This window comes from uncultured Methanobrevibacter sp. (assembly GCF_947166415.1).
GTDB lineage: Archaea > Methanobacteriota > Methanobacteria > Methanobacteriales > Methanobacteriaceae > Methanocatella.
The window spans coordinates 22862-29466 of record NZ_CAMVEE010000023.1; the positions used below are offsets into that span (position 1 = coordinate 22862).

The following is a 6605-nucleotide window of genomic DNA, read 5'->3' on the forward strand; positions in this document are numbered from 1 at the left end:
TGTATGGTGTTTAAATGAGTGAGGATATTAAAAAAACCATTAATGAATTGCATATTTATGAAAAGAAACTATTAAAAGAACTTGAAGCTAATCCTGATGCTACTCCCGAAGAGATTGCTGAAAATACTGGCATGGACATCAAGTCCGTAATGAGTGCAGCAGGATCTCTCGCATCCAAGGACATCATTGAAGTGGAAAAGGATGTTGAGGAAGTAATCTCTTTGTCAGATGCGGGAAAGGAAGTTGCTGAAAACAAGCTTCCTGAACGTAAAATTCTCGATGTATTGGCTGAGAAAAGAGAAATTCACATGAAAGATTTGTCAAGCGTTTCAGGTCTTGACAAAAAAGACGCCAATATAGCAATCGGATGGTTGCGCCGTAAAAATTGGGCTCAAATCGATAAGGGCGTAGTTAAAGTCACTGATTTAGGGGCTGACTATACTAGCAAATTGGGCGGCGATGAAAAATTGCTGAACCAATTATCTGAAGCCAAAAACATCATCAAAGGCAAATTGTCAGGCGATTTATTGGATGGATTTAAGAAATTGAATGACAGAAAAAACATTATCAATGTTAAGAAGAATACCTCACACTCTTTTAAACTTTTAGATAAAGGTGAAGCTATACTTGATGAAGGTTTTACCATTCAAGAGCAAGCTACTCAATTAACACACCAGCAATTAAAAGACGGAGAATGGAAAAGCTTACAATACCGTCCTTATGACATTACTGCAGAGGCTCCTCTTGTCTTTGCAGGTAAAAAACATCCTTTAAGGGTTATCATTGATGAAATCAGAGAAATTTTCTTGAATATGGGTTTTTCAGAAGACAATGGACATTATGTCGAATCAGCATTCTGGAACTTCGATTCTCTTTTCCAACCACAAGATCACGCAGCCCGTGAAATGCAGGATACATTCTATCTTAAAAATCCTCTAACTTGTGATTTGCCGGATGATGCACTTGTAAAGCTTACTGCAGAAACTCACGAAACCGGGGCGGATACAGGTTCTATCGGTTGGCAATATGATTGGAGTGAAGATATTGCACGCCAAAGTGTTTTAAGAACTCACACCACTGGAATTTCAACAAAACACTTATTCGAACATGAACCTCCAATCAAAATGTTTTCTGTTGGACGTGTGTTCAGAAGAGAAACTTTCGATTACAAGCACCTGCCTGAATTCCACCAAGTTGAAGGGCTTGTTTGTGATGAAGGAATCAGCTATCAAAATCTTTTAGGAACATTAAAAGAATTCTATAAGAAATTAGGCTTTGAAGTAAGATTCAGACCTGCTTATTTCCCTTATACTTATTTATCCACTGAAACTGAAATCTATCTGGAAGAGAAGGAAAGTTGGATTGAGCTTGGCGGTGCCGGAATGTTCCGTCCAGAAGTTTTAAAACCGTTAGGTATCAACCAGCCTGCACTTGCTTTCGGTTTAGGTATCGAAAGGCTTGCAATGATTAGATATGATGTTGAAGACATTCGTATGCTATACAAAAGTGACATTAAATGGCTTCGTGAATTGCCTATTGACAGAGGAGTCGAATTATAATGTCCGTGAAGCTAGTTTCTTGGAATGTAAATGGAATCAGAGCAGTTTCAAAAAAGGAAGAGTTTTGGGACTGGTTTGACAGTACTGATGCGGATATCATTAACTTTCAGGAAGTACGTGCAACCCAGGATAAGATTCCAAAGAAATTAGTGGAAGCTGAAGAATTTCACAAGTCCTTCAATGAAGCCGAAAAGAAAGGATACAGCGGTGTGGCCACATATTCTAAAGTGAAACCTGTGGAAGTCATAAAAGGTCTGGGCGTAGAAGAGCTTGACAGCGAAGGTAGAGTCTTGAGAATCGAGTATCCTGACTTTATCCTATTCAATATTTACTTCCCAAACAGTGGAATGGAAGCTAAAAGACTTGACTTTAAGGTTGATTTCTGCAATGCTTTATTGGAGCAGCTTGTTGAACTTAAAAGTCAGGGCAAAAACATCGTAATTACAGGGGACTACAATATAGCCCACAATCCGATAGATGTTTACAATCCTAAAAACTGTGAAGGAAAATCAGGTTATCTTCCCGAAGAGCGTGCATGGCTAGATGGACTTGAAAAGGCTGGCTTTGTAGACACTTTCAGAATGTTTGATGAAGGCGAGAACAATTTCACCTGGTGGAGCTACAGAACCCGTGCAAGAGAAAGAAATGCTGGGTGGAGACTTGATTACTTTTATGTAAATGAAGAAATAGCCAGTAAAGTAAAGTCTGCCGAAATATTGTCTGATGTTTACGGTTCAGATCACTGTCCAGTAACTTTGGAACTTGATTTTTAAAAAAATAGTTGATTTTGGTGATTATAATATTGTATTAACATCACCAATGTTATCAATGATTGTAATGTCTAATTTTTCTTTTTTGATGTATTCTCTGTCCTCTTCTGTAACGTCGGAATTTACAAGGATTGCACTCATACCTGCATTTACAGCACCAAGTGCATCCGCTTTGAATTTATTTCCAATCATAACGGATTTTTCAGGGTTTCCTTTCATTTTTCTCAATGCCACATCATAGATTAGTTTGTGCGGTTTTTCCTTACCCACCTCTTCGGAGGTAATTACTTCATCAAAAAATGAGTATACGTTTAGTCTTACTAATTTTTCCCATTGCTTTATTGTTATTCCATTTGAGATAACAGCTAAACGATAACCTTGACTTTTCAGATATATTAAAGTGTCGATGGTTTCTGCAAATGGTCTTAGAAGAGCAAATTTAACGTTGTGGTATGTAATCATTCCAAGCGCTACAAGCATTGGGTCCTCATGGCCTAAAACGACTTGAGTCAAAACATTGAAGTGCTTTCCGTAATTAGATCCTTTTTCACGGATAATTGTCTTTAAAACACCATATGCTTCATCTTTGTCTAAAGGCAATCCATTGTCTACCATTAATCCGATAGCTGCTTTTCTTGCAGTTTCAGCAAAAGCTGATGTGTCAAGTAATGTGCCGTCTATATCAAAGAAAACAACACGGTCGTCATCATTTATCATATAATTCTAATTTTGTTTATGAAATATTTAAATTTTTTTAGAAGAATGCATCCAAACTTTGTTGGACCTCTCCTTTGGCCATATCTTCCAGGTCTTTTTTGGTATATCCGAATGAATACATAATCCTTTCTATTGCCGGAATCATCTGATTGTTGATGTAGTAATCCTTGTCATAGTCATATCCTTCACTGTATTCATAAGGTATTGCACGCTGACTGATGGAGCCCTTTCCTTTGATGATTATGTACTGCACGATTGTTCCTCGTGTAACCTTGATTCCATGTTCCTCGATTTTTTTTGCAGCAACAACATGGGGTCCGACTTGCTTGTACTGGTCAAGAGGTTTGGTGATTTGTGTATGTATAATAAGCTCTTTTTTGTCAACATCACCTTTTTTAATTCTTTTAAACACTTTTTTAACTTCTTCAATAGCCTTATCGGAATCACCTTCCTTTAAAATTGCCATCAAAACAGCTTCCTGTGTCTTTTTAACAATCGGCGCCCAGTCTCTTCTAACCAGTTCAAGCCCCTTTGCTATGATTTCCCCATCTTCGATAACGGCATACCTTTTTTTGCTTACAAAAAATCCTCTTCTGTAAAACCCTTCGTATTCAAGCTCCATGCTTTCTGGCAGTGTTGAATTCAGGTATTTTAGGAACTTTTGTGCCTGGGCTTTGATTTCGGCTTCAAGTGCCAACTGTTCTTCTGTCTCCTGTACCAATAAAAACACCTTCATATAATGATTTAATTTTAGTGTTAATAATAGTTTTCCAAATTAATTTAATATTTCAATTTCAATTTTATTGCCTTAAAAACAATTTATTCGGTTAATTGAAGATTAGAATTAGTTTTCAGATGCTCTTAGCCATTTGTTATATGTATTTTTTAATAAAGTAATTGTGAGGTTGATATCATGGAAAAACAAAGATTGATTTCAAGTTATGATGAGATAAACGATACGTTTGTAGGAAAAATCGAGGGCAAAAATGGATACTTTGCAGACTATAATATCTCTGAGGGGATATTTATGGCGATAGATGAGAATAAGGTTCCGTCTTCCATATTTGTTGATAAGGCTTCTGGAGTTTTTAATATTCCGAAAATGATATTGGAAAGCGCAAACGTTAAAATAGCTTTAGATTGCGATGCTGCCTTTTTGAATTTCAACCTGTTTATAGAAGGCTTGAAAATATGTTCTCTAAAAAGTGAAAACAGGTATGGGATGCCCGAATTTAACTTTTGTTTGGATAGCAATTATTGAAATTGCTATTTTTTTTATTTTTTAGCTATCCAACATTAAATTTTAAATAGCACTTGCTAAATAATTATTATCTAAGAAATTTTGAGGTTTTAGAATATGGTTCAAATTAATTTTTGTCCTTCATGCGGAGCTGAATTAACTAAGGAAAGTTTTATTTGCCCTGAATGCTGCATAGACGTTAAGGAACTATTTGCAAAGGGATATCTGTTGATGGGTGAAGAAAAAAACAAAAAAATAGAGCTATTGGAGGATGACCAATTTCTGGAACCTGTAATTGAACTGGCGGGGGATGATTTGTTGAATAATCAGGATATTAACGTTAAACCGGGTGATGAGATAGTCATAGTTGTTCCCAAAGGCGATGACGATGAAATTGTCATAGATTTCGATGAACTTGGAATAGATGTTGAAAGTCTTGGGGATAATGTTAACATTGTCATTGAGGTTGAAGGAGAAGAGGATGGTGATGAAATCCTTTTGGATGATGATGACTTTATCCAGGAGCCTAACGAATGGTTTTTTGATGATGATCCTTACGGAATAGTTTATTATGAGTTTGTTAATGATGATGAGGAATAGATTATGAAAATTGAAATTCCATATTATGTTCTTGACGGTGATGGCAATTCCCAATTGATATCTCCAAATCCAAAAGCTTACATTGATGATGATGAATTGAGGGAATTGTTAATTGATTTTTTAGGGGATTCAGTTCCAGAAGCCGAAATTCAAAAAATACTCGATGCAGCTTCCGATGAAAATCTCTCGGAAGATGACTTTGACAAATTGATAGATGATTTTATTTTGAAAAATAAAAAATAAAATTCCTATTTTTCGCCCTAAATATAAAACATTTATATATAATGATAAAGTAATATTTTATTATCATTATTCTTTAGGGCTCTTTATTGCTCTCTATAATTGAACTGTTATTTTTTCTTGCGCACAGTTTTAATTGAAAGAGTCTTATTGACTGCGATTATTATTTATTAAATTATATTTATTAGGTGAAATAATGGCAATTTCTCAAGGAAAATCAACTAGAAGTCCATCCGGTGCAAGAAATGTTGCAAACCGTGGAAAAAGGAAATCAGAATTAGGAAGAGATCCTGCTGAAACTAGATTAGATGAAAAAAAATTAAGAAAAATCAGAACTCGTGGTGGAAACGAAAAACTCAGATTAGCTACCGGTAACAAAATCAACGTAACCGACGCTAACGGTAAAACCAAAGTAGTAGACATTCTCGGAGTAATCGAAAACACCGCAAACCCTAACTACGTAAGAAGGAACATCATTACCAAAGGTGCTATCGTAGAAACCCCTGAAGGTAATGCTAAAGTAACATCCAGACCTGGTCAAGACGGTGTTATAAACGGAATTTTAATTTAAAGATTTTTCTTTAAATTCTCTTTTTTTTTAAATTTTTTAAGTATTATTAAATACTTGTTTGTACATATATTATATCATTAATTGTTATTTTTTAGGAGATAAAATGTCAGATGATAAGATTAACATGAATCATGGTGCTGGTGGAGAGGTAATGGCTAACTTAATAGCCAGCACAGTTTTAGATAATATCACAAAAAAGAGTGTAAATGGTGGTATTAGCTTAGATGATTTAGATGATGGAGCATCTATACCATTGGGAGATTATGAAATTGTTTTTACAACTGACGGCCATACTATCGATCCTTTATTCTTCCCTGGCGGAGACATCGGTAGAATTTCAGCTGCGGGAACAATCAATGATGTTTCCGTAATGGGCGCCCGTCCATTAGCTATTTCTAATGCAATCATTATGCAAGAAGGATTCCCAATTGAAGATTTGGATAAGATAATCAAGTCTTTAAATGAAACCTGCGAAGAAGTTGATGTTGCGGTAATTACAGGGGATACTAAAGTGATGCCTCAAGATAAGATTGACGGCATTGTAATGGTAACTACCGGTATTGGAATAGCTAAAAAAGGTGAAGTGGTCCGCGATTCAGGCCTGCAGGTTGGCGATAAGATTATTGTCACTGGAAGTTTGGGGGACCATGGAATGAGCTTAATGTCTTTTAGAGAAGGTTTCGGTTTTGAAACTGATTTAAAATCTGACGTTGCTCCAATGTGGAATATTATTAATAAAGCTTTAGAAATTGGTGGAGTTACAGCTATGAAAGACCCTACCCGTGGAGGTTTTGCAAATGCAATCAACGAAATGGCTTCAAAAGCGGGAGTAGGTGTTGTATTGGAACAAGAAGCAATTCCAATCAAGGAAGCGGTTCATGCTGTATCTGAAATGTTGGGCATTGATC

The 6605-nt window shown here is 35.9% G+C and carries 9 protein-coding genes; 7 read left to right on the top strand and 2 right to left on the bottom strand.

Annotated elements, in window-relative coordinates; translation table 11 throughout:
• Positions 1 to 14: 14 nt before the first annotated feature.
• Together Q0W25_RS06275 and Q0W25_RS06280 are read left to right on the top strand one after the other, a co-directional pair.
• Positions 15 to 1559 carry a phenylalanine--tRNA ligase subunit alpha gene (locus Q0W25_RS06275; RefSeq protein ID WP_298520298.1) on the top strand — a complete coding sequence of 515 codons (1545 nt, stop codon included), beginning with the start codon at positions 15 to 17 and terminating at the stop codon, positions 1557 to 1559.
• Positions 1559 to 2332 carry an exodeoxyribonuclease III gene (locus tag Q0W25_RS06280; RefSeq protein ID WP_298520301.1) on the top strand — a complete coding sequence of 258 codons (774 nt, stop codon included), beginning with the start codon at positions 1559 to 1561 and terminating at the stop codon, positions 2330 to 2332. Before Q0W25_RS06275 ends, Q0W25_RS06280 begins: the two co-directional genes overlap by 1 nt.
• A 21-nt stretch (positions 2333 to 2353) precedes the next feature.
• Here Q0W25_RS06280 and Q0W25_RS06285 read toward each other — a convergent pair whose 3' ends face one another.
• Positions 2354 to 3046 (bottom strand): TIGR02253 family HAD-type hydrolase, encoded by a 693-nt coding sequence (locus tag Q0W25_RS06285; protein WP_298520304.1) that lies wholly within the window; start codon positions 3044 to 3046, stop codon positions 2354 to 2356.
• A 37-nt stretch (positions 3047 to 3083) separates the two neighbouring features.
• Positions 3084 to 3767 carry a DNA polymerase domain-containing protein gene (locus Q0W25_RS06290; protein ID WP_297828273.1) on the bottom strand — a complete coding sequence of 228 codons (684 nt, stop codon included), beginning with the start codon at positions 3765 to 3767 and terminating at the stop codon, positions 3084 to 3086.
• 192 nt (positions 3768 to 3959) lie between these two features.
• Between Q0W25_RS06290 and Q0W25_RS06295 the strand changes: the two genes are divergently transcribed.
• The 5 genes from Q0W25_RS06295 to hypE form a co-directional block, all read left to right on the top strand.
• Complete coding sequence (locus tag Q0W25_RS06295) at positions 3960 to 4307, top strand: hypothetical protein (protein WP_298520307.1); 348 nt, start codon at positions 3960 to 3962, stop codon at positions 4305 to 4307.
• A 96-nt stretch (positions 4308 to 4403) separates the two neighbouring features.
• Positions 4404 to 4886, top strand: coding sequence for a hypothetical protein (locus Q0W25_RS06300; protein WP_298520310.1), 483 nt, complete (start codon positions 4404 to 4406; stop codon positions 4884 to 4886).
• 3 nt (positions 4887 to 4889) lie between these two features.
• Positions 4890 to 5129: a hypothetical protein gene (locus tag Q0W25_RS06305; RefSeq protein ID WP_298520313.1), complete on the top strand. Its 240-nt coding sequence runs from the start codon at positions 4890 to 4892 to the stop codon at positions 5127 to 5129.
• Between the two features lie 193 nt (positions 5130 to 5322).
• Positions 5323 to 5697 carry a 30S ribosomal protein S8e gene (locus Q0W25_RS06310; RefSeq protein ID WP_298520315.1) on the top strand — a complete coding sequence of 125 codons (375 nt, stop codon included), beginning with the start codon at positions 5323 to 5325 and terminating at the stop codon, positions 5695 to 5697.
• Between the two features lie 103 nt (positions 5698 to 5800).
• Positions 5801 to 6605, top strand: an 805-nt coding sequence (hypE, locus tag Q0W25_RS06315) for a hydrogenase expression/formation protein HypE (protein WP_298520318.1), incomplete at its 3' end; no start/stop codon positions are given.